At 45.2% G+C, this 272-nt stretch carries 2 tRNA genes; both read right to left on the reverse strand.

Features of this window, described 5'->3' with window-relative positions:
* Nucleotides 1-43: 43 nt before the first annotated feature.
* Nucleotides 44-119, reverse strand: a tRNA-Lys gene (locus H5187_RS24205).
* 71 nt (nt 120-190) lie between these two features.
* Nucleotides 191-266 (reverse strand) — tRNA-Lys (locus H5187_RS24210).
* Between the last annotated feature and the right edge of the window lie 6 nt (nt 267-272).

The raw sequence follows: 272 nt of genomic DNA on the forward strand, positions 1-272 counted from the left end.
AATCCGCCGATTATAACCACTCTACTATTCAACGAATAAAGAATGGTGGGTCATGATGGACTTGAACCATCGACCAATGGATTAAAAGTCCACTGCTCTACCAACTGAGCTAATGACCCGCTCTGGTGTGCCTAAGCACGCTGCGTAAATCCGCCGATTATAACCACTCTACTATTCAACGAATAAAGAATGGTGGGTCATGATGGACTTGAACCATCGACCAATGGATTAAAAGTCCACTGCTCTACCAACTGAGCTAATGACCCGCTCTG

The sequence above is a fragment of the Pseudoalteromonas sp. SG44-1 genome, assembly GCF_014164315.1.
Taxonomy (GTDB): Bacteria; Pseudomonadota; Gammaproteobacteria; order Enterobacterales; family Alteromonadaceae; genus Pseudoalteromonas; species Pseudoalteromonas rhizosphaerae.